The sequence below is a fragment of the Mycobacterium celatum genome (genome assembly GCF_002101595.1).
Taxonomy (GTDB): domain Bacteria; phylum Actinomycetota; class Actinomycetes; order Mycobacteriales; family Mycobacteriaceae; genus Mycobacterium; species Mycobacterium celatum.
The window spans coordinates 110,133-136,157 of record NZ_LQOM01000037.1 but is presented as its reverse complement, the minus strand read 5'-3'; the positions used below and the strand labels follow the sequence as shown (position 1 = coordinate 136,157).

28 protein-coding genes are annotated in these 26,025 nt (G+C 67.4%); 19 read left to right on the top strand and 9 right to left on the bottom strand.

The window, feature by feature from the left end:
* Nucleotides 1–7: 7 nt before the first annotated feature.
* The 4 genes from AWB95_RS16905 to AWB95_RS16890 are packed head-to-tail and all read left to right on the top strand — an operon-like array spanning nt 8 to nt 4,364.
* Nucleotides 8–904 carry a metal-dependent hydrolase gene (locus AWB95_RS16905; protein ID WP_062538462.1) on the top strand — a complete coding sequence of 299 codons (897 nt, stop codon included), beginning with the start codon at nt 8–10 and terminating at the stop codon, nt 902–904.
* A 34-nt stretch (nt 905–938) separates the two neighbouring features.
* Nucleotides 939–2,495: a flavin-containing monooxygenase gene (locus AWB95_RS16900; RefSeq protein ID WP_238600898.1), complete on the top strand. Its 1,557-nt coding sequence runs from the start codon at nt 939–941 to the stop codon at nt 2,493–2,495.
* Entirely contained in the window at nt 2,492–3,445 is a 954-nt protein-coding gene (locus AWB95_RS16895; protein ID WP_084706907.1) for an SDR family NAD(P)-dependent oxidoreductase, read from the top strand. Before AWB95_RS16900 ends, AWB95_RS16895 begins: the two co-directional genes overlap by 4 nt.
* 7 nt (nt 3,446–3,452) lie before the next feature.
* On the top strand, nt 3,453–4,364 hold the full coding sequence (locus tag AWB95_RS16890) for an alpha/beta fold hydrolase (RefSeq protein WP_062538464.1): 912 nt from the start codon (nt 3,453–3,455) through the stop codon (nt 4,362–4,364).
* A 30-nt stretch (nt 4,365–4,394) separates the two neighbouring features.
* Here AWB95_RS16890 and AWB95_RS16885 read toward each other — a convergent pair whose 3' ends face one another.
* The gene (locus AWB95_RS16885) at nt 4,395–4,991 is read right to left on the bottom strand and encodes a TetR/AcrR family transcriptional regulator (RefSeq protein ID WP_062538465.1); all 597 of its coding nucleotides are present in this window, start codon (nt 4,989–4,991) and stop codon (nt 4,395–4,397) included.
* A 136-nt stretch (nt 4,992–5,127) separates the two neighbouring features.
* On the opposite strand from AWB95_RS16885, the gene AWB95_RS16880 reads away from it, so the two are divergent.
* The gene (locus AWB95_RS16880; protein WP_062538466.1) at nt 5,128–6,192 is read left to right on the top strand and encodes an oxygenase MpaB family protein; all 1,065 of its coding nucleotides are present in this window, start codon (nt 5,128–5,130) and stop codon (nt 6,190–6,192) included.
* Here AWB95_RS16880 and AWB95_RS24165 read toward each other — a convergent pair.
* From AWB95_RS24165 to AWB95_RS16860, 4 genes are read right to left on the bottom strand one after another with little or no spacing between them, the layout of a single operon-like run.
* Entirely contained in the window at nt 6,185–6,748 is a 564-nt protein-coding gene (locus AWB95_RS24165) for a DUF6624 domain-containing protein (protein WP_420799436.1), read from the bottom strand. The two genes, AWB95_RS16880 and AWB95_RS24165, sit on opposite strands and share 8 nt — an antisense overlap.
* Before the next feature lie 23 nt (nt 6,749–6,771).
* Nucleotides 6,772–8,625, bottom strand: a complete 1,854-nt coding sequence (locus AWB95_RS16870) for a GMC family oxidoreductase (protein ID WP_099539574.1) — start codon at nt 8,623–8,625, stop codon at nt 6,772–6,774.
* A complete protein-coding gene (locus tag AWB95_RS16865) occupies nt 8,622–8,954 on the bottom strand; it encodes a hypothetical protein (RefSeq protein ID WP_062541801.1) in 333 nt (110 codons plus the stop codon). Before AWB95_RS16865 ends, AWB95_RS16870 begins: the two co-directional genes overlap by 4 nt.
* On the bottom strand, nt 8,951–9,895 hold the full coding sequence (locus AWB95_RS16860) for a tocopherol cyclase family protein (RefSeq protein WP_062541800.1): 945 nt from the start codon (nt 9,893–9,895) through the stop codon (nt 8,951–8,953). The genes AWB95_RS16865 and AWB95_RS16860 overlap by 4 nt, the downstream gene beginning before the upstream one ends.
* 27 nt (nt 9,896–9,922) lie before the next feature.
* Here AWB95_RS16860 and AWB95_RS16855 point away from each other — a divergent pair, with 27 nt between their 5' ends.
* Complete coding sequence (locus tag AWB95_RS16855; protein WP_085168426.1) at nt 9,923–10,717, top strand: FadR/GntR family transcriptional regulator; 795 nt, start codon at nt 9,923–9,925, stop codon at nt 10,715–10,717.
* Here the strand turns inward: AWB95_RS16855 and AWB95_RS16850 are convergent.
* A complete protein-coding gene (locus AWB95_RS16850; protein WP_099539572.1) occupies nt 10,673–11,458 on the bottom strand; it encodes a DUF3109 family protein in 786 nt (261 codons plus the stop codon). The genes AWB95_RS16855 and AWB95_RS16850 overlap by 45 nt on opposite strands.
* 118 nt (nt 11,459–11,576) lie before the next feature.
* Here AWB95_RS16850 and AWB95_RS16845 point away from each other — a divergent pair, with 118 nt between their 5' ends.
* The 9 genes from AWB95_RS16845 to AWB95_RS16805 all read left to right on the top strand — a co-directional run bounded on the left by AWB95_RS16845 (nt 11,577) and on the right by AWB95_RS16805 (nt 19,052).
* A complete protein-coding gene (locus AWB95_RS16845) occupies nt 11,577–12,596 on the top strand; it encodes a Ppx/GppA family phosphatase (RefSeq protein WP_062541385.1) in 1,020 nt (339 codons plus the stop codon).
* A complete protein-coding gene (locus AWB95_RS16840) occupies nt 12,593–13,585 on the top strand; it encodes a hypothetical protein (RefSeq protein ID WP_085168425.1) in 993 nt (330 codons plus the stop codon). The genes AWB95_RS16845 and AWB95_RS16840 overlap by 4 nt, the downstream gene beginning before the upstream one ends.
* 7 nt (nt 13,586–13,592) lie before the next feature.
* Nucleotides 13,593–14,429 carry a sugar phosphate isomerase/epimerase family protein gene (locus AWB95_RS16835; RefSeq protein WP_062538617.1) on the top strand — a complete coding sequence of 279 codons (837 nt, stop codon included), beginning with the start codon at nt 13,593–13,595 and terminating at the stop codon, nt 14,427–14,429.
* A gap of 50 nt (nt 14,430–14,479) precedes the next feature.
* Nucleotides 14,480–15,259, top strand: a complete 780-nt coding sequence (locus tag AWB95_RS16830) for a thioesterase family protein (RefSeq protein ID WP_084706929.1) — start codon at nt 14,480–14,482, stop codon at nt 15,257–15,259.
* 26 nt (nt 15,260–15,285) lie between these two features.
* Complete coding sequence (gene proC, locus AWB95_RS16825) at nt 15,286–16,161, top strand: pyrroline-5-carboxylate reductase (RefSeq protein ID WP_180275978.1); 876 nt, start codon at nt 15,286–15,288, stop codon at nt 16,159–16,161.
* A 138-nt stretch (nt 16,162–16,299) separates the two neighbouring features.
* Complete coding sequence (locus AWB95_RS16820; protein WP_045383791.1) at nt 16,300–16,563, top strand: helix-turn-helix domain-containing protein; 264 nt, start codon at nt 16,300–16,302, stop codon at nt 16,561–16,563.
* 134 nt (nt 16,564–16,697) lie between these two features.
* Nucleotides 16,698–16,799, top strand: a complete 102-nt coding sequence (locus AWB95_RS16815; RefSeq protein WP_003402602.1) for a 30S ribosomal protein bS22 — start codon at nt 16,698–16,700, stop codon at nt 16,797–16,799.
* A 77-nt stretch (nt 16,800–16,876) separates the two neighbouring features.
* On the top strand, nt 16,877–17,995 hold the full coding sequence (locus AWB95_RS16810; RefSeq protein ID WP_062538620.1) for an SDR family oxidoreductase: 1,119 nt from the start codon (nt 16,877–16,879) through the stop codon (nt 17,993–17,995).
* Nucleotides 17,985–19,052, top strand: coding sequence for a lysophospholipid acyltransferase family protein (locus tag AWB95_RS16805; protein WP_062538621.1), 1,068 nt, complete (start codon nt 17,985–17,987; stop codon nt 19,050–19,052). The genes AWB95_RS16810 and AWB95_RS16805 overlap by 11 nt, the downstream gene beginning before the upstream one ends.
* A gap of 76 nt (nt 19,053–19,128) precedes the next feature.
* Here AWB95_RS16805 and AWB95_RS16800 read toward each other — a convergent pair whose 3' ends face one another.
* The 3 genes from AWB95_RS16800 to AWB95_RS16790 form a co-directional block, all read right to left on the bottom strand.
* Complete coding sequence (locus AWB95_RS16800; RefSeq protein ID WP_062538622.1) at nt 19,129–19,998, bottom strand: cyclopropane mycolic acid synthase family methyltransferase; 870 nt, start codon at nt 19,996–19,998, stop codon at nt 19,129–19,131.
* Nucleotides 19,991–20,545, bottom strand: a complete 555-nt coding sequence (locus AWB95_RS16795; protein ID WP_062538623.1) for an FAS1-like dehydratase domain-containing protein — start codon at nt 20,543–20,545, stop codon at nt 19,991–19,993. The genes AWB95_RS16800 and AWB95_RS16795 overlap by 8 nt, the downstream gene beginning before the upstream one ends.
* A 123-nt stretch (nt 20,546–20,668) precedes the next feature.
* The gene (locus AWB95_RS16790) at nt 20,669–21,574 is read right to left on the bottom strand and encodes an HAD family hydrolase (protein ID WP_085168424.1); all 906 of its coding nucleotides are present in this window, start codon (nt 21,572–21,574) and stop codon (nt 20,669–20,671) included.
* A 41-nt stretch (nt 21,575–21,615) separates the two neighbouring features.
* On the opposite strand from AWB95_RS16790, the gene AWB95_RS16785 reads away from it, so the two are divergent.
* The 4 genes from AWB95_RS16785 (at nt 21,616) to AWB95_RS16770 (ending at nt 25,961) form a co-directional block, all read left to right on the top strand.
* The gene (locus tag AWB95_RS16785; protein WP_062541870.1) at nt 21,616–21,891 is read left to right on the top strand and encodes a glutaredoxin family protein; all 276 of its coding nucleotides are present in this window, start codon (nt 21,616–21,618) and stop codon (nt 21,889–21,891) included.
* 93 nt (nt 21,892–21,984) lie between these two features.
* The gene (locus AWB95_RS16780) at nt 21,985–23,334 is read left to right on the top strand and encodes a glutamyl-tRNA reductase (protein WP_085168423.1); all 1,350 of its coding nucleotides are present in this window, start codon (nt 21,985–21,987) and stop codon (nt 23,332–23,334) included.
* A gap of 13 nt (nt 23,335–23,347) precedes the next feature.
* Entirely contained in the window at nt 23,348–24,277 is a 930-nt protein-coding gene (gene hemC, locus AWB95_RS16775; RefSeq protein ID WP_062541861.1) for a hydroxymethylbilane synthase, read from the top strand.
* A 25-nt stretch (nt 24,278–24,302) separates the two neighbouring features.
* On the top strand, nt 24,303–25,961 hold the full coding sequence (locus tag AWB95_RS16770) for a bifunctional uroporphyrinogen-III C-methyltransferase/uroporphyrinogen-III synthase (protein WP_062541860.1): 1,659 nt from the start codon (nt 24,303–24,305) through the stop codon (nt 25,959–25,961).
* Nucleotides 25,962–26,025 lie beyond the last annotated feature (64 nt).

The window sequence follows — 26,025 nt, the reverse complement described above, 5'->3', positions numbered from 1 at the left end:
AACGGCCATGGCTGCTGATCCGATAACGACTGCGACGAACGAAAGGGCTCCCGCGAACCCGTATCCAAAGGTGCGGCGGATCCGATTCCGGTTCGGAGATCCCCAGCCGATGAACCACCATTTCGTGGAGGGCGATATTCCGTTCAGCCACCTGGTTGCCGTGCTGTCGGCTGCTTTTCCGCCGGGTGAGGAGTCGTTCATCCGCTCGGTGCGCCGTTTTGCCGATCGCGTGAGCGACCCGGTGCTGAAAAAGCGGGTGGCCGCGTTCATCGGGCAGGAGTCGGTGCATGGCCAGGAACACCGCCGGCTCAACGAGAAACTCATCGAGATGGGCTATCCGTTCGTACGGCTGTTCACATTTCCCCATGACAGCCGCCGCCAGCGGTTAATTCTGCGTATCGAGAATCGAGCCCCGGCCCTGGCGCATTTGGCGATGACGGCGGCGGCCGAACACTACACCGCGACGCTTGCCGAACGCGTGCTGTCCAGCGACGAAATCCAGGCAATCGCTGAGGATCCGGAGGTCCGCAACCTGTTCAACTGGCACGCCGTGGAGGAATTGGAGCACAAGTCTGTCGCCTTCGACGTCTATCGGGCGGTCGGCGGGCCGGAGTGGCTCCGTATCTCGGTGATGGCGGTCATGTACTACTTCACCATTCCCGTTGTGACTGTGGGAGTGCTGTTGTCCATCGCGACGGACCCCAGAGGATGGCGCCCGATCACAGTGCTGCGGCAGACCATCGGGCTCTTCCGAGGACCCTTGGTGAAGGGATTGATGGCCGACCTGCGCACCTACATGAGACCAGGCTTCCATCCGGACGACATTGAAACCGACCATCTGGTGGAGCGGTGGCGCCAGGAACTGTTTGGGGCCGAGGGCGCCCTCGTCGGACACCTCAAGTAGCAGGGGGATTCCATTGAGTACAACTGTCGAATCCGTGCCGACGCCGACGGAGGAGCGCGTGATTCCCGACTATGAGGTCGTCGTCGTAGGAGCGGGATTCGGCGGCATTGGCGCTGGCATCGCGCTACAGCGGCAAGGAATTCACGATTTCGTCCTCTTAGACAAGTGGGATCAGGTGGGCGGCACCTGGCACGCCAACACCTATCCCGGTGTGGCAGTAGATATCCCGTCGTTCGTCTACAGCTTCTCCTACGAGCAGCGCGGCGACTGGTCGCGTTTGTTTGCCCCTGGTGAAGAGCTTCGCGAGTACGCCAACGATATGGTGAACAAGTACGGTCTGCGGGAAAAGCTGCGACTGAACACCACGATTACCTCGGCAGTCTTCGATGAGGTCAACTGCCTGTGGCGGTTGACCACCGACGGCGGCGAGCAAATCACCGGCCGATACGCGGTGATGGCAGTCGGTGGGCTGGAAAGCCCGAAAATGCCCGATATCCCGGGGCTGGACGATTTCGGCGGCACACTGATGCATACCGCGCTGTGGGATCACGATGTCGCGCTGGAGGGCAAGCGGGTCGCGATCATCGGCACCGGTGCGACCGCGTTGCAGGTAGTGCCGGCCATTGTCGACGAGGTCGATCACCTGACCGTCTTCCAGCGCACCCCGATCTGGGTATTTCCCAAAATAGACATGGAAATGAAGTCCGTCGGGCGTTGGGTCATGGGGCGTAGGCGGCTTCGGTCGGCGATCCGGTTGGTGGGCACGGTGGGGACAGAAATCGCGATGAGCGGCCAGCTGGTCGGCCCGCGCTGGCTTACCGATGCCAGCCGACGGCTGGCAGAAATCCCGGTCCGGCGCTGGATGCGCAGCCAAGTCGACGACCCGGTGATCCGGGAAAAGCTGATCCCGCGCTACGGGCTGGGATGCAAGCGACCGTCGATGTCCAACGACTATTTGAAGACTTTCAACCGCAGCGACGTCAGTCTGGTCACCGAAACCATCGACCGCATCACCGAAACCGGTGTGCGCACCGTCGACGGTGTGGAGCATTCCGTCGACGTGTTGATCTGCGCGACCGGCTTCCGCCTGTGGGACAACCGCGCAGTTCCACCGTTCCCCGTCATCGGTCGCGTCGGTGTCAACCTCGGGCAATTTTGGGATGAGCACCGATACCAGGCCTACCAAGGCGTTTCGGTGCCGGGATTCCCTAACATGTTCACGATCACCGGGCCGTACGGCTTCGTTCTTGGGTCCTACCTGTGGATGATCGAGGCAACCTCGGCTCACCTGAGCCGGGCCATCGCGGAAGCCAAGCGCCTCGGCGCGACGATCTGCGAGATCCGTCAGGAAGCGCACGACGAGTACTTCCGGAAGTGCTTGAAGCGTCAAGAGCGCAACTTCCTGTTCACTCCGACCTGTGCTGGCTCGAACACCTATTACATCGACAACAAGGGCGACTCGCCGTTCCGGCCGTCGACGCACGGTGAGATGTATTGGCAGAACCGGCATTACGACTTGGACGTCTATCGCTACAGCCTCGGTCCTGCGGTGCACAAGCACGTCGCGGCCAAGTCGAAGGAGAACGCGTGAAGATCAACAGGTTGCATCCCCGTCTCGTCATCGTCACAGGCGCCGGGAGCGGCATCGGCCGGGCCACTGCGATCAAATTCGCCAAGCTGGGCGCCCACGTGGTGGTCTCTGACATCGATCTGGACGCGGCGTCCGCGACCACGGCGATGATTCGCGGCAACGGGCGAAGCGCTTCGGCGGTGCAGCTTGACGTCACCGATCCAGAAGCCTGGCAGGCGTTCGCGCGTGACGTGCTCGCCGAGCACGGTGATACCGACGTGCTGGTCAACAACGCCGGAATGCTGGTCGGTGGACCGTTTTTGGAGCTCAGCCCGGCCGACTGGGAGCGGCAGCTCAGCGTGAATCTGATGGGCGTGGTGTACGGATGCCGGGCCTTCGGCGCGCAGATGGTGGAACGGGGCAGCGGGCACATCGTCAACATCGCCTCGGCCGCGGCATTCACACCGACACCCGTGATGGCCCCCTACTCGGTGTCCAAGGCTGGGGTGAAGATGTTGACCGAATGCCTGCGGCTGGAGCTGGGACCCAAAGGTGTTGGGGTCAGCGCGATCTGCCCCGGAGTGATCAATACAAATATCGGCGAACACGCGATCACCGTCGGTGTCGACCAGGAACTGATGGATCGGGGAAAGCGGGTCAACCGGCAGTTGCAAGAACTTGCCGAGAGGCTTCCGTTCGCCCCGATGAGCCCCAACCTCGTCGCGCGTGCTGCTGTGCGCGCAGTCCGGTTCGACCTCGCGGTTGTGCCGGTGCGTACCGAGGCCTGGCTGGGTTATTTCATGCTGCGCATTGCGCCGGGCGTCAACCGCCGCATGACGCAGCCGTTTTCGGTGGACACCCTCGAAAAGCTTGGCGCTCGACTGCTGGAGCGCTTCGACGCCAAACCGCTCGACCCGCCCGGCGATCGCACCGACGTACAGACCGCGCCAGTGCCCAGTTCGCGTGGCTAGGCCGCTGATGACCAGCGATCGATCGGAGGTGCTGTGCCGGCAGTACGGCCTGACGCTGCCGGACGCCTGGCTCAACATCAGGGAATGGGGCTCGACCGAGCCTGATGTCACCGTCGTGCTCACCCACGGCTGGACCCTGTCGGGCCGCCTCTGGGAGGACGTCGCCACCTCGATCGCCAGGGCGGAGCCGTCAGTGCGTGTCATCGCGTACGACCATCGGGGCCACGGTAATTCGGCGTCAGTGCCCACCGCCTCAATCGAGCAACTCGCGGACGACCTGGCAGTTGTGGTGACCCAGGCGGTCCCGGCGGGACCGATCGTATTCGGTGGGCATTCGCTGGGCGGAATGACGCTGATGGCGTTGGCGCAGCGCCACCCGGGCATTGTCGCCGAACGCGTCGCCGCAGTGGCGTTCGTGGCGACCAGCGCCGGGCATCTGCTGGGCACGATCAGGAGGGTTCCGGGTACCGAGCCCGCGATGAGAGCGGCACTCGTGCCGGCGGCCCGGGTCAAGCTGCCAAGCAAGCCACTGTTGCTCGTGCGGCAAGGTGGCCGCGCGGCCTATGGGAAGCAGCCCCGACGCCACGACATGAACCGGACTACATTGCAGGCAGCCCAAAGCGATCCACGGGCCGTTGCGGCGCTGGGCCGATCGATACTGCAGCACAACCGCTACGACGCGTTGCCGGCATTCCGGCATGCCCATGCCGTCGTCATGGCCGGTACTCGGGATCCACTGACCTCACCCGTCCATGCCCGCCGGATCGCGGAGAAATTGCCGGCCAGCCAACTGGTTATCTTTCGCGGCGCTGGCCACTTCTTGCCATACGAGCGCCGCGAGGCGGTCACCGCCCACCTGCTCAACCTGGTGGCCAAAGCCCGTAGATCGGGACAGAGCATTGCCGGCATCGCCGGGTGAATCCCCGTACTGCGCCGTGAATTGCGGCAATCACGTTTCGGGTGCGTTTGCCGGCCCGTCGCCTCGGCTTTCGCTATGGATTCGGAAATAGCCCATGACGAGTGCAGTGAGTTCATTGAGGAATTCGTCCCGATCGATCGGCGGCCGGTCGAGCAAATAGCGAGTGGTGAGGTGTTCGACGGTCCGAACCAGCAGCCAAATAGTTGTCTGCGCATGACGGACAGGCAAGGAGCGCAGCCGCAGGTGGGCCGCCGCCAACTCGCCGACGCGGTCCTCGAACGCCGTGATCTTGTTTCCAAGCCCCAGCCGCGGTGTCTGCTCGATCAGGGCCCGTAGCAGACCGGGCTCTTCTTCCATAGCTTGAAGAAGGATGTCGAGGGTGGCGTAAATACGTTGCGGCTCTTCGGGTTCGCCGATGTGCGCCGAGAGGTGGGCGGTGACCCGGTCGGCAATGTGGTCGGTGTAGCGATCGATCACAGCGGCAATGATCGTTTCCTTGTTCGGGAAGTACTGGTAGAGAGATCCGGGGCTGATGCCGGCGGCTTCGGCGATGCGGTTGGTCGTCGCGTCGTCATAGCCCCTTTCGATCAGCACCGTTTTGGCGGCGTCGAGGATCCGCCGCACCATCAAACGCGAGCGCTGTTGTTGCGGGACACGCCGCGGAGCAACCGGACCGCTGGTAGAACGCGCCATCAGAACGCGAATTGAAAGCGAGTTTTTACTTGCGTCATGATGAAATCATCCTCGTAGAAAGGCCGGAAGCATGGCGATTCTGCAGAATCCCGTGGCAGTGATTTTCGACAGGATCTTCGCTCAGGCGGTGCGGAGCCGCTTCTTCCAAGGCCTCGATTTTGCAGAGCCGAAGGGCGACCAAGGATGGTTCGGACCGGACAGCGCCGTGTGGTACGTGCACTCGCACATGCCGTTGGTGGCGCTGGGGCTGTTTTCCTCGGCGACGATGGAACAGCTTGACCCTTCGACGATTTCGGGCGGCTACCACCACTCACGTGCGCTGAAGCGTGACGACGACGGCAACCCCAGATTCGCCATCGACCCCGAAGGAGCTGCGGTCCGGTTCGGCCACTCGCTGGCATTCTTTCTCGGTGTTGCCTATGGCCCGACCGAGACAGCAGAAAGATGCGCGCGGATCGTGCGGGCCATGCACGGAACCGTGCATGGGGTGAGCGCGCTGACCGGCATGCGCTACGACGCCCGTGACCCTGAGCTGCTGCGGTGGAACTACGCCAACGTCGTCTGGGGGCTGGCCACCGCCCACGAGCGCTACCACTTCGCGCCGCTTCGTGGCGCCGACCTGGACCGCTACTACCGCGAGTTCACCCGAGTGGGCTACGCGCTCGGTGGAACCGATCTGCCGGCCAGCAAGGGCGAGGTGCTCGAGGTCCTCGACAGCTGGGTACCCAAGCTCGCGCTGTTACCGGCGGTGTCACAAGCGATTTGGCCGAACAACCGCCACGCCATGCCCGTCTGGCAGTGGCCTCCCCAAGCGTTCGTCAACTGGTTCATTCGCGACATGCAACCACGATGGGCGCGCAACCTGTACATGCACACCCGACCCGATCCGCTGACGGTGTGGTCGATTCGGCAAGCACTGAAGGTGATGCTCAACGGCGCGCACCTGCTGCCCGGCCCGCTGCCCGAATTTCAGCAAGCGCAAGCGCGAGTGACCGGTGTGCCGCTGCAACCGATTCGCTTCGATCCGGAGAAGATTGCCGCTGAATCCAAGCTGAGTCGCGGCGCCATCGAGCAGCTGGCGGACGCTCCACGGAAGTCGACCGGGCGCCGGCAACGAGTGGCGGTCGTCAACTGAAGCTCCAACCCACGCGGCGACGCCACTTTTCGTATTCCGCGCGATGCTCGGCGGGATTTCCCGGCGGCCGTGCGCCGCAAGTGACAGCTCGCTGACGTTGGTGCGCAATCGCTTCGGCCAACGGTCCGAGCCCGACGCTCGCGCGCCGAAGATCGACGTCCTCGGGATCGCTGATGGGACGCGGCGACAGATATCCCTCGTCGTCCCACTCGAATTGGGTTCCGTAAAGCTGTCCTCGACCCTCGAAACACCTGATCCGATCGGTGAGCATCGCGAGCTGCTTGGGGTCGGCGTCACCGGCGACAACCGCAGCCTGCAGCAATTCGCGGCAGCGCCGCTGGAAATCGGGCCGGCTGATCGCATGTTGCGCGATCCGGAAGGCCGCATCGGCTCCGTCCTCGCCAACGCGGGCGACGGCGGGCCAACCATCTTCGAGCAATTGCTCGAGCCGGTCGGCGTTGCGGTTGTGGACCTCCTCCATCGCCGGGTGATAGCCGTCGAACACCGAACCATCGGCAGCAAGGCGGGCCCAAACCGAATCGTCCTCGGCGATCATCTGTAAGAGTTCTTCTCGCAACTTCATGCCGCGGCGGTTTCTTCGACGATTTCGTCGGCCACCGCCAACGCCAGCGCCATGATCGAGACTTGCGGGTTGACCTCCGGGCAGCTGGGCAGGATCGACGCGTCGGCCACCCACACTCCGTCAATTCCGCGCAGCCGGCCGCGCGGGTCGACCGGACAGCGCAGCTCGTCGTCGCCGGCCGCCGCCGTGCCGGTTGGGTGAAAAGCCGCTAGGTGCAAGCTTTTCGGGTTCGTGCGACCGAGCACATCCTGCAGTTCCGGCATGCTCGTTACGGTCGGACCGGCCGGCAGCCCGGTCAGCACCTCGACTGCGCCGGCGGCGAACAGTAGCCGGCCCATGGCCTGCAGCGCGGTCATCACCTTGCCCGTGTCGGTCGGAGTGATGTTGTAGCGCAGCAGCGTCTCTCCGCGTACCGAATAGACCCGGCCGACGCCCCGGTCGGCCACCATCGCGCCAAAGGTGGCGACATGGCTGGCGCGGTCGAGCCAGTCGAGCAGCTCGGCGCCGTAGCCGGGGAATACCATCGACCCCATTCCCGGCGGCGTCGAGGTCGCCTCGATCAGCACACCGTGCGACTCGTGCAACTCGTCGACCGCCGCGCTCTGCAGCACTCCTCGCCACGCGGTGATGTCATGGTCAAAGCGGCCGGCCAGCATCGCCGCCGGATGCAGCGCAAGGTTGCGGCCCAGCCGCGGGTGCCCGCCAATCCCGCTGCGCCGCAACAGTCCCGGCGTCTCCGTCGCGCCCGCCGCGACCACCACAGTCTCCGCCAGCACGTCGACCGCGGTACCGTCGGGCCGACGCGCCCGAACCCCTTGTGCGCGACCGCCCGAATGCAAGACCCGCTCGACGCGGGCGTCCGACACGATGCGCGCGCCGGCCGCGCATGCCTGCGGCAACGCATTGAGATGCACACCGAACTTGGCGTTGTGCGGGCAGCCGATTGCGCATTGACAGCAGGCGTCGCAGCCCGGCGCGTTGCGGGGGATCGGCGCCGCCCGCCAGTCCAGCGCCGCCGCACTGTCGAGCAGCAGCCGCCCGTTGCGTCCCATGATCTCCACCGGCACAGGCGCCACCTGCAACGTCTGCTCGACGTCGTCGAGGTAGCCGGCCAACTGCCCCGGATCGGCTAAGTTCCAACCGAATTCGTCGCGCCAGCGCTGCTGTACCGGCAGCGGAGGCCGATAGCAGGTGCCCGAGTTCACGACGGTGGTGCCGCCGACCGCACGGCCGATCGGCAACACCACCGCTGGGCGTCCCAGCGCGACGGTGGCTCCGGCGCCGCGGTACAGCCCGGCGTAGCGGTCGATCGGATGCATGCTGCGGAACTCGTCGACCGTCCAGCGCCGGCCCTCCTCGACGATGACCACCGTCATTCCGGCGCGGGCCAGCGTGCGGGCCGCCATCGCTCCGCCTGCGCCGGAGCCAATGACCACCGCGTCGGCGCGCAGAACCGACGGAATATCAAGCGAGGAAGCGAGGTTCAGCGCTGCGTCGGGGCGGGCCACATCGTGCTTCCGCGCACGCTCAAGCAACTCTGCTGCATACGTGTCGGCGCCGTTAGCAAGCAGCACAACGGCTTTCAACCCTTCGATCGCCGCGCCGGTGTCGGGAGTGAGCCCGGCAATGCGGCGCAGCACTGCAGTACGAGCCTGCGGGGTCAACCGCGACAAAGACCGACCGGTGCTCAGATAGCTCGCGGCCGCGACGGTTAGCATTCCGGCCCGGACCGCTAGCCGCGACGCCGTGGGCAGCCGGTCGAGATACCGGTCGACGCGGTCGACCAGCTGCGCAGGCGACGGGCCGCCGCACTCCTCGGGCAGCAACGCCTGGCCGAACGGGGCCGTCACCCGAAGCGCCGCCCGAGCCCGCGGCCCAGCTTGAGGAAGAACGGATACGTCGCGAAAATCCCGGCTGCCAGCGCATGCATCGGCCAACGGAGCTCATCGGTGTTCACGCCGAAAACCCCGCTGTTCCACATGAAGTCGCGTCCGTTGCGGGCCCGGAACGGTCGCCACAGCACCCCGAGGCCCGGCACATTGTTGTAGAGCCCGAACGAGCCGCCGAAGAACACGCCGAGCGTGGCGGCCTCGGCGGCGTCGCGCTGCTCTGCCGGTAGTCCGCGTTCGATGGCCACACCGGAGACCACCAGCATCGGCGGGTCGAGCAGAAAACTCATGACGGAATCCTTTCGTTGACTGCCGGCGCCGCATCGCCGCGCAACCCGACTTCTGCATGACCCAGCACCGACCAGCGCCGCTCGCCGAGTTCGACGTAAACGTCGGCTTGCTCGGTGTTCGTGCACACCGCGGTGGCGCCGTCCGGATCGGTGTAGCCCAGGCTCACGCATCGGTCCGCGGGCTGGTCCACGCGGATCAGGACGTTGCGACCCCCGATACGTCCTTCCAGCTGCCAGTGCCGCACACCCAACCTCGTCTTCATCCACAGCGACGGCAAACCCATTGGCGGCCAATCCTTTCCGTCGATTCGGAACCGGACGAACACGATCGGAGGCAGCCTGCGCAGGCCCGGTGTGTGCGACACGGCGGTGACCACTTCGAGCACGTCGCCGTCACCGAGGTCGGCGTGAATCCAGCCCCAGCGCTTGGCGTTGCCCCGGCCGTAGATGTGCGCTACCGCGCCGCGCCAACCGTCGAGCCGGTGAGCGGCATCGCCGACGGTGACCGACCCGGTGAAATCGGCGGTGGGCGCGAGCACCACCTGCGCGCCGGGCAGCAGCTCGCGCTCCCACACCACCCGCGGAAAGGTCCACAGTGGTCTGCCGGTGTCCTTCCAGTGCAGATCCCAGGCCAGCGATCCGGCGCGCCCGGCCAATTCCTGAAAGGCGACGTGCGCGTCGGCGGCCCGGAACCACGCCGGTTCGACAGCCGGCGAGATCGGACCCGGACCGAAGCGTTCGGTGCGCGGCGGCCCGTCGGCGGGAAACCACGTCGCCCAGCCATGCCCGTAAGCCGAGCCCGTCGTCGGGGCAACCGATTCGCAGTGCACCCACAGCCCGGCGCGCGTCACCGGGTCGGAGAGCGTGGCGTACCAGACTTCCAGGCGGCCAGGGTTGCCCCGCCAGCGCGGGACGGCGGCGGACCGGAGTTCGGCGTCCATGGTGCGTCTACTATATTGGTTGGGCCAATGAACCAGTCAAGCCCGTTTCGTCCGCCGGATCGTCAGCGCCTCGACGAACAGATCGCCGCGGCGATCGCCGACGCCATCCTCGACGGCGCCTTCCCGCCTGGGTCGACGCTGCCGCCCGAGCGGGAACTCGCGGAGCAGTTTGGCGTCAACCGCACGTCGCTGCGGCAGGGCCTGGCGCGGCTGCAGCACATGGGCCTCATCGAGGCCCGGCAGGGCAGCGGCAACGTGGTTCGCGACCCCGGCGGGCTGACCCACCCCGCGGTGGTCGAGGCGCTGGTCCGCAAGCTGGGGCCGGATTTCCTGGTGGAGCTGCTGGAGCTGCGGGCGGCGTTCGGCGCGTTCATCGGCCGGCTGGCCGCTGAGCGCGGCACACCCGACGACGCCCGGGCGCTGCGCGCGGCGCTCGCGGCGGTAGGCGCGGCGGAGACGTCCGAGGCCCGCCAAGAGGCCGACCTGGCGTTCTTCAGCGTGCTCATCCACGCGACCCGCAACCGGGCGCTGGGGCTGCTATACCGCTGGGTCGAGCAGGCCTTCGGCGGCCGTGAACACGAGCTCACCGCCGCCTACGACGACGCTGACACCGTGGTCACCGAGCTGCGAGCGATCGCCGACGCGGTGCTGGCGCACGACGCCTCGACGGCCGCCGCGACGGTCGAGTCCTACCTGCGAGCCAGCGCACTGCGGATGGTGGCGTCCTACAAGGAGACCGTACCCCGGCTAGGCACGCAGTCTCGGCGCCCAAAGCAGCTATTCGGCGAGCCGAGTCGCCGGGTGGACCGCGATGAGTCCTAATGAGCTGCGCCGCTTGCACATTGCCGCCAGCTCCGCGTAGGCCTTCTCGCCGAGCAGCTCGGTCAGTTCGGCGGCCAGGCTCTGCCACACCGGCTCGCGGCCGACATGGGCGGCCGGATCGCCCGTGCAATACCAGTGCAGGTCGGCGCCGCCGGCTCCCCAACCGCGACGGTCGTATTCGGTGACGGTGGTCTTGAGGATCTCGCTGCCGTCGGGACGCGTCACCCATTCCTGGCTGCGCCGGATCGGCAGCTGCCAGCAGACGTCGGGCTTCATCGTCAGCGGGTGTACGTCCAGCCGCAGCGCCGCGGTGTGCAGTGCGCAGCCTGGGCCGGCCTTGAATCCTGGCCGGTTCAGGAAGATGCAGGCGCCCTTGTGTTTACGGGTGCGCCAGGCCTTCTCGCCGTCGTGCTCGTCGCGTTCCAGATAGCCCTTGGGGCCCAGGCCCTTCTCCCGGAACTGCCAGTCGTCGTCGTTCAGCTGTGACACGGCATCGTCGAGCCGGGCGCGGTCGTCGTCGTCGGACAAGAACGCGCCGTGCGAACAACATCCGTCGTCGGGGCGCCCTTCCACGGTGCCCTGGCAGGCAGGAGTCCCGAACACGCACGTCCAGCGTGACAGCAACCAGGTCAGGTCCGCTGCGATCAGATGCTCGGGATTGTCCGGGTCGTAGAACTCGACCCATTCACGCGCAAAGTCCAATTCGACTTCGCCGGGGCGCTCTGGTTGCGAGGACGTCACGTATGTCCACGGTAGTGGCTGCGCCGGTAACCAGCTACGAGCCACGCAGGCCTGATTGCCTGGCTTCTCCTCAGACCGCTCCGCGGTCTGCATTGTCGCCAGGCAGTAGGTTGTCCCCGTGAGATTGGGTGTGCTCGACGTGGGCAGCAACACAGTCCATCTGCTCGTGGTGGACGCACGCCGCGGCGGGCATCCGACGCCGATGAGTTCGACCAAGTCCGCCCTGCGGCTGGCCGAAGCCACCGACAGCTCCGGCAAGATCACCCGAAAAGGCGCCGACAAACTGATCTCGACGATCGACGAGTTCAGCAAGATCGCGGTGAGCTCCGGCTGCGCCGAATTGATGGCGTTCGCCACTTCTGCGGTCCGCGACGCGGAGAACTCCGAGGACGTGCTGGCCCGGGTCAAGGCCGAGACCGGTGTGGAGCTGCAGGTGCTGCGCGGCGTCGACGAGTCGCGGCTGACCTTCCTGGCGGTACGCCGGTGGTACGGCTGGAGCGCCGGGCGGATCATCAACCTCGACATCGGCGGCGGCTCGCTGGAGCTGTCCAACGGCGTCGACGAGGAACCCGAGGTCGCGATGTCGCTGCCGCTGGGCGCCGGGCGGCTGACCCGCGAGTGGCTGCAAGACGATCCGCCCGGCCGGCGACGGGTCGGCATGCTGCGGGATTGGCTGGACTCCGAGCTGGCCGAAGCCAGCGTGACGCTGCTGGACGCCGGCAGCCCCGACCTGGCCGTAGCAACGTCGAAAACGTTCCGCTCGCTGGCGCGGCTGACCGGCGCGGCGCCGTCGGCGGCGGGCCCGCGGGTGAAGCGGACATTGACCGCTAGCGGCCTCAGACAACTCATATCTTTCATCTCTAGGATGACCACGGCTGACCGAGCCGAACTGGAAGGAGTGAGTGCCGAGCGGGCGCCGCAAATCGTGGCGGGAGCTCTGGTGGCGGAGGCGAGTATGCGAGCGCTGTCGATAGAAACGGTGGACATCTGCCCGTGGGCGCTGCGGGAAGGTCTCATCTTGCGCAAACTTGACAGCGAAGCCGACGGAACCGCCCTCGTCGAGACTTCCGTGGGCGATGCTGGAAGCCAGCAAGCTGATCGGACTGCGGTTGGCCGATCGAGAGGCAGCACACCATGACTGGACCGAACGACAGCCCGGGCACCCGGCCGATCTCGGTGGCCGAGTTGCTCGCCAAGAACGGCACCATCGGCGCACCGCCGCCTGCCGGACGCCGTCGCCGCCGCCGCGGCAACGACGACGCAGTGACCGTCGCCGAGTTGACCGGCGAGATCCCTGTCGTCGAGGACGCCGAGCACGACGACACCGACCGTCCCGGCCCGCGGTCACATGCCCGCCGCCCCAACGGGGCCACCCGGGTCGAGGAGCCAGACGTCGCCGCCGACTCAGCGCCGTACTGGTCCGAGCCGCAGCCGCGCTGGCCGGAGTCGTCGCCGCAGCGGCCCCCGCGTGAAGCTCGCCCCGAGCGCAGCCCCTACCCGTTGCCGACCCGCAAAGCCCCTGTCGACGACGAGGAGCGAGCCGTCCGGCCCGCCGCGCAAGCCGGCGCCGAGGGGATGAACCCCGACCCGCTGGAGGATTACGCCGGCATGCCCGTCGACGTCATGGACACCGACGTGCGAGAGGCCGAACCGCCCACCGAGGACTCCGCCTACGTGCGGTCCTATCTCGGCCGGTTCCTGCGTGACAAGACCGCCGACGACGTCGAGGCCGACGAGGACTACCCGGACATCGACGAGGCCGACGACTACGCCGATCTCGACTCCGACATCGACTCCGACATCGACTCCGACATCGACGATCTGGCCGACGATGCCGAGGACGCCTACGCGTGGCCGGACCGCACCGAAGCCTTGCTGCGCGGCGGTTTGGTTGTGCTGCAGTCGATTCTGGCCGTCGCGTTCGGCGCCGGGCTGTTCATCGCCTTCGACCAGCTGTGGCGGTGGAACAACATTGTGGCGCTGGTGCTTTCGGTGCTCGTCATCCTCGGTCTGGTGGTCGGGGTTCGGGTGGTGCGCAAGACCGAGGACATCGGCAGCACGTTGATCGCGGTCGCGGTGGGGGCGCTGGTCACACTGGGGCCGCTGGCGTTGCTGCAGTCCGGCTAGCCAGTCAGTGCGCCCAGCCATCAAGGTCGGCCTGTCGACGGCCTCGGTCTACCCGATGAGGACCGAGGCCGCCTTCGAATATGCGGCCAAGCTCGGCTACGACGGCGTCGAGCTGATGGTGTGGGGCGAATCGGTCAGCCAGGACATCGCCGCCGTCGAGAAGCTCTCCCGGCGCTACCGGATGCCGGTGCTGTCGGTACACGCGCCGTGCCTGCTGATCTCGCAACGAGTCTGGGGGTCCAACCCGATACCCAAGCTGGAACGCAGCGTACAGGCCGCCGAAAAGCTCGGCGCCCAAACCGTCGTCGTACATCCGCCGTTCCGCTGGCAGCGCCGCTACGCCGAGGGGTTCGCCGAACAGGTTGCCGCACTGGAGGAGTCGAGCGACGTCCTGGTGGCGGTGGAGAACATGTTCCCGTTCCGGGCCGACCGATTCTTCCGGCAGTCCATGGAACGGATGCGCAGACGAGGCGGCGGGCCGGGCCCGGCGATCTCGGCGTTCTCACCGTCCTACGACCCGCTGGACGGCAACCACGCGCACTACACGCTGGACCTGTCGCACACCGCGACGGCGGGCAGCGACGCGCTGGACATGGCCCAGCGGATGGGTTCGGGCCTGGTGCACCTGCATCTGTGCGACGGCAGCGGGCTGCCGGCCGACGAACATCTGGTGCCCGGCCGGGGCACCCAGCCGGTCGTGGAGGTGTGCCAGATGCTGGCCGGCGGCGGCTTCGCCGGCCACGTCGTGCTGGAGGTGTCGACCTCACGCGCGCGTTCCATCCACGAGCGCGAGGCGATGCTGGCCGAGTCGCTACAGTTTGCCCGGAAACACCTGTTGCGTTGAGGCCCAGAGGAATTCTCGCTGTGTCCAAGACCCCGTTATTCACCGAAGCGATGACGCTGCGCGAGGCCGGGCCCGCCCTTTTCGAGGGCGAACTGAACAAGCACTGGACCATCGGACCCAAGGTGCACGGCGGGGCGATGCTGGCGTTGTGCGCCAACGCCGCCCGCACCGCCCACGGTGACGGCGTCCAGCCGGTCGCGGTGTCGGGCAGCTACCTGTGGGCACCCGACCCCGGGCCGATGCAGCTGACGACCTCGATCCGCAAGCGCGGCAGGCGGATCAGCGTGGTCGACGTCGAACTCAACCAGGGCGAGCGGACCGCCGTGCACACCGTCGTCACCCTCGGGGAGCCCGAACATCATGTCCCGCCGCTGCTTTCGGCCAACCCGGTGACCGAGCTGATGGCCCCGGAACCGCCGCCCGGTGTGGCTCCGATCGGTCCGGGCCATCCGATGGCCGGGCTGGTGCACCTCGCCGAGGGCTGCGACGTGCGGCCGGTGGTCTCCACGCTCGAGCCCACCGACGGGCGGCCACCGCTGATCCAGATGTGGGTGCGCCCGCGCGGGGTGGCGCCCGACGTGCTGTTCGCGCTGATGTGCGGTGACGTGTCGGCGCCGGTGAGCTTCGCCGTGGGCCGCACCGGCTGGGCGCCCACCGTGCAGCTCACCGCCTACCTGCGGGGCCTGCCGGCCGACGGATGGCTGCGCGTGCTGTGCACCTGCGTGCAGATCGGGCAGGACTGGTTCGACGAGGACCACACCGTCGTCGACTGCGAGGGCCGCATCGTGGTGCAGAGCCGCCAGCTGGCGATGGTCCCCGCTCTTCGCTGACGGAGAGGTCTGCCATGCTGTGCGGCATGGCCAGAATCGCGATCATCGGCGGCGGCAGCATGGGCGAAGCCTTGCTCTCGGGCCTGCTGCGATCCGGGCGCCAGGTCAAGGACCTGGTGGTGGCCGAACGGCTGCCGGAGCGTGCTCGCTACCTCGCCGACACCTATTCGGTGCTGGTGACGTCGATGACCGACGCGGCCGAGAACGCGACGTTCGTCATCCTCGCCGTCAAGCCCGCCGACGTCGAGGCGGCCATCACCGAGATCGCCCACGCGGCCGCCCAAGCCGACGGCGACAGCCCCGAGCAGGTGTTCATCACCGTCGCGGCCGGGGTCACCACCGGATACCTGGAATCGAAACTGCCGGCCGGCACGCCGGTGGTCCGGGTGATGCCCAATGCGCCGGCGCTGGTCGGCGCCGGCGTCAGCGCGCTGGCCAAGGGCCGCTTCGTCACCCCCGAACAGCTCAAGGAGGTCGCCGCGCTGTTCGACTGCGTCGGTGGCGTGCTCACCGTCCCCGAGGCGCAGATGGACGCGGTGACCGCGGTGTCCGGTTCCGGTCCCGCGTACTTCTTCCTGATGGTCGAGGCGCTGATCGACGCCGGCGTCGGGGTGGGGCTGAGCCGTCAGGTGGCGACCGAACTGGTCGCCCAGACGATGGCCGGGTCGGCCGCGATGCTGCTGGAGCGGATGGAGCAGGACCGGGCGCCTGCCGGTGACGTCGCACCCGACCTCAGTGTGGACACAACGGCGGCGCGGCTGCGGGCCACGGTTACCTCGCCCGGCGGCACTACCGCCGCTGCGCTGCGGGAACTCGAACGCGGCGGCTTGCGCAGCGCCGTCGACGAGGCGGTCCGGGCCGCGAAAACCCGCTCTGAGCAGCTACGAATCACATCAGAGTAATTCATAAATTTTCCCTGAATTCCTACCACCCGTCGCAGTAACCCCACTAGTACCGCTATTCTCCTGTGTGTATGCACGTGTGGGTGCCAGCGGAGGGGAAGCCGCTGGGACTGCGCGTGCCTGACGGATTGGGTTGCGATGACGTCTATGAACGGGCCATCGGCACGAGATTCAGCTGGCGGAAAATCGGCGCGGGACAGCGGTTCCCCCGACGGCCAGCAGCCCAGGACTCAATTTCTGACTGTGGCCGAAGTGGCGGCGCTGATGCGGGTCAGCAAGATGACGGTCTACCGGCTGGTTCACAACGGTGAACTGCCCGCGGTCCGCGTCGGGCGCTCCTTCCGGGTGCACGCCAAGGCCGTGCACGACATGCTGGAGAGCTCCTACTTCGACGCTGGCTAGCTGGTCACCGCTTCGAACGTGCGCTTAGGCCTGAGCGTGCCGTCGCCCCGGGGTGCACGTCGGCGCTTTTCGCTGTGCCCGGTCGCCCAGGTAGAGTGTGCGGGTTGTTGCACGGCCATAGGGATAGCGGGGTTATGGGCTCAGTAATCAAGAAGCGGCGCAAGAGGATGTCGAAGAAGAAGCACCGCAAGCTGCTTCGCCGCACCCGGGTGCAGCGCAGAAAACTCGGAAAGTAAATCTCGGCAACTGGACTGGTGGTCGGACGTCATTGTCTGGTAACGCCGTGGTAGCGCCGGGCCGTTAGGCTGTCGGAGTGGATTCGTCGGGCGGCACCAGCGACACGGTGCACTATCCCAAAGTCGTGTTGGTGACCGGCGCCTGCCGGTTTCTGGGCGGCTACCTGACGGCCCGGCTGGCGCAGAACCCGTTGATCAACCGGGTCATCGCCGTCGACGCGATTGCCCCCAGCAAGGACATGCTGCGGCGGATGGGCCGCGCCGAATTCGTCCGCGCCGACATCCGCAACCCGTTTATCGCCAAGGTGATTCGAAACGGCGACGTCGACACCGTGGTGCATGCCGCGGCGGCGTCGTTTGCGCCGCGATCGGGCGGCGGCGCGGCGTTGAAGGAAATCAACGTTATGGGCGCCATGCAGTTGTTCGCTGCCTGTCAGAAGGCGCCCTCGGTGCGCCGCGTGGTGCTCAAGTCCACCTCGGAGGTCTACGGGTCCAGCCCGCACGACCCGGTGATGTTCACCGAGGACAGCAGTAGCCGCCGGCCCTTCCGCGAGGGTTTTCCCAAGGACAGCCTCGACATCGAGGGCTATGTGCGCGGGCTGGGTCGGCGACGGCCCGACATCTCGGTGACAATTCTGCGGCTGGCCAACATGATCGGGCCCGCGATGGACACCACGCTGTCTCGTTACTTGGCCGGCCCGCTGGTTCCCACCGTGGTCGGACGGGATGCCCGCCTCCAGCTCCTGCACGAGCAGGATGCGCTGGGTGCGCTGGAGCGCGCCGCGATGGCCGGCAAGCCCGGCACCTTCAACATCGGCGCCGACGGGATCATCATGCTGTCGCAGGCGATCCGGCGGGCGGGCCGAATTCCGCTGCCGGTACCGGGATTCGGGCTGTGGATTCTCGATTCGCTGAGACGCGCCAATCGCTATACCGAAATCAACCGCGAGCAACTCGACTATCTCAGCTATGGCCGGGTGATGGACACAACGCGGATGCGTGTCCAACTTGGCTTCCAGCCCAAGTGGACGACGGCCGAAGCCTTCGATGACTACGTGCGTGGTCGAGGTTTGACTCCCATTATCAAACCGGAGTTGGTAGTCTCCTTGGAGGGTCGGGCCGTGGCAGCAGCGCAGCGCTTTGGCCACTGGAACCCAATTCCATCGGTTGGGGGAAGTAAATATCGTGGCGGGTGAGCCGAAGGCGAAAGTCATTCCGCTGCACACGAATCCGAGTCGTGCAGCCGCGCAGCGGCGGGCGGGTCAACGGACCCAGGCGTCGCGTCGGCATCCGTCGCTGTTGTCGGATCCCGGCGGGCGGGCGTCGGCCGAGCAGATCGCCGCCGTCGTCCGTGAGATCGACCAGCACCGCCGCGTCGCCGGCGCCAAACCGGAAACCGAAACGCCCGGCAGCGACCTCGCGCAGCGGGTCGGTGCGGTTGCCGCATTTCTGCGTCAGCGGATCACCGGCGACTACAGCGTCGACGAGTTCGGGTTCGACCCACACTTCAACGACGCCATCGTGCGGCCTTTGCTGAGATTCTTTTTCAGGTCGTGGTTCCGGGTCGAGGTCAGCGGTATCGAGAACCTGCCGGACACCGGCGCCGCATTGGTGGTGGCCAACCACGCCGGAGTGTTGCCTTTCGACGGGTTGATGGCCTCGGTTGCCGTACACGACGAGCACCCTGCGCATCGCGACTTGCGGCTGTTGGCCGCTGACCTGGTGTTCGACTTGCCGGTGATCGGCGAAACCGCCCGCAAGGCCGGCCACACCATGGCTTGCACCACCGACGCCCACCGGTTACTAGCTTCCGGCGAGCTCACCGCGGTGTTCCCGGAGGGCTACAAGGGCCTGGGGAAGAAGTTCAAGGACCGCTACAAGCTGCAGCGGTTCGGCCGGGGCGGGTTTGTGTCGGCGGCGCTGCGCACCAAGGCGCCGATCGTGCCGTGCTCGATCGTCGGCTCCGAGGAGATCTACCCGATGGTGGCCGACCTCAAGCTCTTGGCACGGCTGTTCGGGTTGCCGTACTTCCCGATCACGCCGCTGTTCCCGTTGGCCGGTCCGGCGGGCATGGTGCCGCTGCCGTCGAAGTGGCACATCGCGTTCGGCGAGCCGATTTCCACCGCCGACTACGACGTTGCCGACGCCGACGACCCGATGGTCACCTTCGAGCTGACCGACCAGGTCCGCGAGACCATCCAGCAGACGCTGTATCGGCTCTTGGCCGGCCGGCGCAACATGTTCTTCGGCTGAGTTTTCAGCGCGAACGTCGAGTTGTTGAGCTGATAGACGCCGAATTTCGACGATAAGTCGACGTTCGACGGGCCTATCAGGACGGCTTGACCAACGTGAACTGGCAGACGTCGGTGTAGCCCTCGCGGAACAGGTCGGCGCAACCGGTCAGGTACTTCATGTAGCGGTCGTAGACCTCCTGCGACTGGATCGCGATGGCCTCGTCCTTGCGGGCTTCCAGGTTCCTGGCCCAGATGTCCAGCGTGCGGGCGTAGTGCAACCGCAGCGGCTGCTTCTTGGTGAGCGTGAAGCCCGCCTTGGCCGCGTGCTCCTCGACCACACACGCCTGCGGCAGATCCCCGCCGGGAAAGATCTCGTCCATGATGAACTTGAAGAAGCGCAGCTTGCTCATGGTGAGCGGCAGCCCGCGGTCGGCGAACTCCTGGTCGCTGGGCTTGATGATGGTGTGCAGCATCATCACCCCACCGGCCGGCAGGACGTGGTAGGCCATCGTGAAGAAGTCGTCGTAGCGGTCCCGGCCGAAGTGCTCGAACGCGCCGATAGAAACGATGCGGTCCACCGGCTCGTCGAACTGCTCCCAGCCCTGCAGCCGCACCTCTTTGGAGCGCGGGCTGTCCATTTCGTCGAACGACTTGTGCACGTGGGCGGCCTGATTCTTCGACAGCGTCAGGCCGATCACGTTCACGTCGTACTTCTCGACTGCGCGCCGCAACGTCGCGCCCCAGCCGCAGCCGACGTCGAGCAGCGTCATACCGGGCTGCAGACCGAGCTTGCCCAGCGACAGGTCGACCTTGGCAAGTTGCGCCTCTTCCAGAGTCATGTCGTCGCGCTCGAAGTACGCGCAGCTGTAGGTCTGTGACGGGTCGAGGAACAGCCGGTAGAAGTCGTCGGACAGGTCGTAGTGCGACTGGACGTCCTCGAAGTGCGGCGTGAGATTGTTACTCACTGGTCTTAGCCCCCTGAGTCGTAGCGGCGGCCACCTGGCCTCCGCCTCGGATCGATGCAATTGCGGCGATCGTCGCTTCCGCGTTGGCCTCCGGATGCGTCGACTCTCCGAGCATTGTGACGACGCTGGTGATCACGGGGTCGCCGTCGGCGTCGGTGACTTCGCTGCGGATCTCGGCGATCACCGTGCTGTGGGACTCGATGACCGAGTCCAGATAGGTGTCGAAGAAGAGCCGGTCGCCGGCCAGGATCGGCCGGTGGTAGATGAACTTCTGGTCCCGGTGCAGCACCCGCGCGAGGTTGATCGGGATGTCGAACTTGGTGAAGACGTCCAGCTGCACGCGCCGCCCGGCGACCGCCAGAAATGTCAGCGAAGCCACCAGCGCCGGATAACCTGCTTCGGCGGCGGCAGCCTCGTCGAAGTGCATGGGGTGATCGTCCTTGACCGACCGTGCGAACTCGCGGATCTTTTCGCGTCCGACGTCGAAGTAATCCGGGAACCGGTAGTGCGTCCCGATGAGGTCTTGGGCGCCTTCGGGCACTGACATGCGCTGCTCTCCACTCGTATGGGTGCTCAGCGGCGCAGCTTATCAGCGGGATTGCCGCATCGCGCTATCCGCGCTCGTGGCGACGCGACACGGTGCCTATGCGGTCGGTGCGCCCCTCGCGCGCTACCCGCGCTCGTGGCGACGCGACACGGCCGCCGCCAGGGCCCCGCCCGCCGCTCCCAGCGCAAGCGCCGACGGCACCCCGATGCGGGCGGCCTTGCGTGCGGTCCGAAAGTCGCGGATCTCCCACCCCCGCTCGCGGGCCAGGGCGCGCAGCCGGGCGTCGGGATTGATCGCGACCGCGGTGCCGACCAGCGACAACATCGGCACGTCGTTGTAGCTGTCCGAATAGGCGGTGCAGCGTCGCAGGTTCAGCCCTTCCCGAATTGCCAGCGACCGCACCGCATGAGCCTTGCCGGTGCCGTGCAGGAGGTCGCCGACCAGCCGGCCGGTGAACACGCCGTCGACCGATTCGGCCACCGTGCCGAGCGCCCCGGTCAGCCCGAGCCGACGTGCGATCGTCACCGCCAGCTCGTAGGGCGTGGCTGTGACCAGCCACACCTGCTGGCCCGCGTCGAGGTGCATCTGCGCCAACTCGCGGGTGCCCGTCCAGATCTTGTCGGCGATGATCTCGTCGTAAATCTCCTCGCCGAGCGCAATCAGCTCGGCCGTCGACCGGCCCTCGATGAACGCCAGCGCCTTGCGCCGGCCCGCAGCGACGTCGTCGCTGTTCTCGCGGCCGATGATCTGAAATTTGGCCTGCGCGTAGATGAATCCCAGCACGTCGCGGTACGTGAAGTATTTGCGGGCCGCCAGGCCCCGGCCGAAATGCACCAGCGACGAACCCTGCACCAAGGTGTTGTCCACGTCGAAGAACGCGGCCGCGGTCAGGTCGACCGGCGGCTGCTCGGGCCCGGCCGCGGCGTCGTCGTGCAGGCCGTCGAGCGCGCGTTCGGCGCTGGCGTTGGACGCCAGCGCCTTGAGGTCAGAGCGACCGGGCTGCTCACGGCCCGAGTCGGCAAAAGCCATCACGCCACAACACTATCCGGCAACTGCTGCACACTGGGGTCGTGGACCGCCCGCAGGTGCAGCTGCTGACCCGCGACGGGTGCGCGATCTGCGCACGGGCATACGCCCAACTGGCCGGGCTGGCCGCGGAGTTGGGGTTCGACCTGTCGGCCGTCGACGTCGACGCCGCGGCGGACGCCGGGAATCCCGGCCTGCGGGCGGAATTCGGCGACCGGCTGCCGGTGGTCCTGCTCGACGGCCGCGAGCACAGTTACTGGGAGGTCGACGAGGAGCGGCTGCGCGCGGACCTCGTAGCGGATCGCCGCGGATCGACCTAGCGCTGAAATTTGGTAGCCCACCAGCCGAACGTCTACCGTGGAGAGCAGTTCGTTCACTGGTGATAGCAAGGGAGCAGGCCAGGTGATTCAGCCGTGAGCGTCCTGCTCTTCGGTGTGTCGCACCGCAGCGCGCCGGTTTCCGTTCTGGAACAGCTGTCCACCGACGAGTCCGACCAGATCAAGATCATCGACCAGGTGTTGCAGTCGCCCCTGGTTACCGAGGCCATGGTGCTGTCCACCTGCAACCGGGTCGAGGTCTACGCCGTGGTCGACGCCTTCCACGGCGGTCTGTCGGTCATCGGGCAGGCGCTGTCCGAGCATTCCGGGATGTCGCTGGGCGACCTGACGAAATACGCCTACGTGCGCTACAGCGAGGCCGCCGTCGAGCATCTGTTCGCGGTGGCCAGCGGTCTGGATTCGGCGGTGCTCGGCGAACGGCAGGTGCTGGGCCAGGTGCGCCGCGCCTACGCGACCGCCGAGGCCAACCGCACCGTCGGACGGGTGCTGCATGAGTTGGCTCAGCGCGCGCTGGCGGTGGGCAAGCGGGTGCACAGCGAGACGGCGATCGACGCCGCCGGCGCCTCGGTGGTGTCGGTGGCGCTCGGCATGGCCGACGGCAGACTGAGTGGGCTCACCGGCAAGACCGCCGCGGTGATCGGCGCCGGGGCGATGGGCGCGCTGGCCGCGGCGCATCTGGCCCGCGCGGGCGTCGAGCACGTCCACGTCGTGAACCGGTCGCTGCCGCGGGCGCACCGGCTGGCCCGCAAGGTCCGCGAATCCGGTGCCGAAGCCGAAGCCTGGGCCCTCGACCGGCTCCCGGCTGCGTTGGCCGACGCCGACGTCGTCGTCAGCTGCACCGGCGCGGTGCGCCCGGTGGTGTCGCTGGCCGACGTGCACCACGCGCTGGCGGCCGCCCGCCGCGACGAGACCACCCAACCGCTGGTGATCTGCGACCTGGGCATGCCGCGCGACGTCGACCCGGCGGTGGCCGGCCTGCCCGGCGTCTGGGTCGTCGACATGGACCGCATCCAACGGGAACCGTCGGCCCGGGCCGCGGCCGCCGACGCCGAAGCCGCCCGCCACATCGTCGCCGCCGAGGTCGCCACCTATCTGGCCGGTCAGCGGATGGCCGAGGTGACCCCGACGGTGACCGCGCTGCGGCAGCGGGCCGCCGACGTCGTCGAATCGGAGTTGCTGCGGCTGGACAACCGGCTGCCGGGCCTCGAGGCCGCCCAGCGCGACGAGGTGGCCCGCACCGTGCGCCGCGTGGTGGACAAGCTCTTGCACGCGCCCACCGTGCGGATCAAACAGTTGGCGAGTGCGCCCGGCGGCGACAGCTACGCCGAGGCCCTGCGCGAGCTGTTCGAACTCGACCAGACGGCTGTCGACGCCGTCGCCACCGCAGGTGAATTGCCTACGGTCACAACCGATTCGGGCGAGTAGCCGCTTGGCCGACCTGATCCGGATAGGCACGCGGGGCAGCCTGTTGGCCACCACCCAAGCCGGCGCCATAAAAGACGCCTTGGCCGCCAACGGCCATGCCGCCGAGCTGATCACGATCAGCACCGAGGGCGACCGGTCGAGCGATCCGATTGCCAGCATCGGTGTCGGGGTGTTCACCGCGGCGTTGCGGGAGGCCATCCTCGAGGGCCGGGTCGACGCCGCGGTGCACTCGCACAAAGATTTGCCGACGGCCGACGATCCTCGGTTCACCGTGGCCGCGATACCGCCCCGCGAAGACCCGCGAGACGCCGTAGTGGCCCGCGACGGGCTGGTGCTGGCGGAGTTGCCGACGGGTTCGGTGGTGGGCACCTCGTCGCCGCGACGGGCCGCACAGCTTAGAGCACTGGGTCTCGGTTTGGAAATCCGCCCCCTAAGAGGCAACCTAGATACCAGGTTGAACAGGGTAAGCAGCGGTGATCTCGACGCGATCGTGGTGGCCAGGGCGGGTTTGGCCCGGCTGGGCCGACTCGACGCCGTTACTGAGACGCTGGAGCCGGTACAGATGTTGCCGGCGCCGGCTCAAGGGGCGCTGGCGGTCGAGTGCCGCGCCGGGGACACCGGTCTGGCGGCACTGTTGGCTGAGCTCGACGACGCCGACACCCGCGCGGCCGTCACCGCCGAGCGTGCCCTGCTCGCCGAACTGGAGGCAGGTTGCTCCGCGCCGGTGGGCGCGATCGCCGAGGTGGTCGAGTCCATCGACGAGGACGACTCACATGTCTTCGAGGAGCTGTCGCTACGCAGCTGCGTGGCGGCGCTGGACGGATCCGACGTGATCCGCGCATCCGGCATCGGCAGTCCGGATCGGGCACGGGAGCTCGGGCTCTCGGTGGCCGCGGAGCTGTTCGAGTTGGGCGCACGGGAACTCATGTCGGGGGCGCGGTGAAATCCCGCGCGAGGAGGAATGACAGATGACGACGCGAGGGCGTAAGCCGAAGCCGGGCCGCATCATGTTCGTGGGCTCTGGTCCTGGGGACCCGGGTCTGCTGACGACGCGGGCCGCGACGGCGCTGGCCAATGCCGCCCTGGTGTTCACCGACCCTGACGTGCCCGAGGCTGTGCTGGGGCTGATCGGCAAAGACCTGCCGCCGGTGTCCGGCCCAGCGCCCGCCGAGCCGAGCTCGGACGCCCCAGAGGGCACCGCCGACGATCCGGCCGCCGTGGCGGTTGTGTCCGTAGGGCCCGACATCCGGCCGGCTCTGGGTGATCCGGCCGAAGTAGCCAAAACACTTGTCGCCGAAGCCCGTTCGGGCCACGACGTGGTGCGGCTGGTGGCCGGTGACCCGCTGTCGGTGGACGCGGTCATCACCGAGGTGAGTGCGGTGGCGCGCAACCACCTGCACTTCGAGATCGTGCCCGGGCTGGCGCCCAGCTCCGCGGTGCCGGCGTATGCCGGGTTGCCGCTGGGCTCGTCGCACACCGTTGCCGACGTGCGCGACCCACATGTGGACTGGGCCGCTTTGGCCGCCGCACCGGGTCCGCTGATCCTGCAGGCCACCGCATCTCACGTGGCCGACGCGGCGCGCACGCTGATCGAATACGGGCTGACCGAGTCGACGCCCTGCGTGGTGACCGGGTCCGGCACCACCTGCGCGCAGCGTTCAGTGGAGTCGACGCTGGGCACACTGACCGACGGCGCGCCGCTGGGCGGCACCGACCCCGCCGGCCCGCTGACCGGAGCGGTGGTGGTCACGATCGGCAAAACAGTGGCCAACCGGGCCAAACTGAACTGGTGGGAGAGCCGCGCCCTGTACGGCTGGACCGTGCTGGTGCCGCGCACCAAGGACCAGGCCGGCGAGATGAGCGAACGGCTGACTGCGCACGGCGCCCTGCCGATCGAGGTGCCGACCATCGCCGTCGAGCCGCCGCGCAGCCCCGCGCAAATGGAGCGCGCGGTCAAGGGTCTGGTCGACGGCCGCTACCAGTGGGTGGTGTTCACCTCCACCAACGCGGTGCGCGCGGTGTGGGAGAAGTTCGGCGAGTTCGGCCTGGACGCTCGCGCGTTCTCCGGCGTGAAGATCGCCTGCGTCGGCGAGGCGACCGCCGACCGGGTGCGCGCGTTCGGCATCAGCCCGGAGCTGGTGCCGTCGGGTGAGCAGTCCTCACTGGGTCTGCTCGACGAATTCCCGCCCTACGACAGCGTTTTCGACCCGGTGAACCGGGTTCTATTGCCGCGGGCCGACATTGCCACCGAGACGCTGGCCGAGGGCCTGCGCGAAAGGGGTTGGGAAATCGAGGATGTCACCGCCTACCGGACGGTGCGGGCCGCGCCGCCGCCGGCGGAAACGCGGGAAATGATCAAGACCGGCGGGTTCGACGCGGTGTGTTTCACGTCGAGCTCGACGGTGCGCAACCTGGTCGGCATCGCCGGCAAGCCGCACGCCCGGACCATCGTTGCCTGCATCGGTCCCAAAACCGCTGAGACGGCAGCCGAATTCGGTCTGCGCGTCGACGTGCAGCCGGAGACCGCCGCGGTGGGACCGCTGATCGAGGCGCTGGCCGAGCATGCCGCACGGCTGCGGGCCGAGGGCGCGTTGCCGCCGCCGCGTAAGAAGAGCCGCAGGCGCTAAGTGGCCGGCCAACAGCCGAGTGTGCCTGTTTGTACGCCGACACGCCGTCGAAGCTGGCATTCTG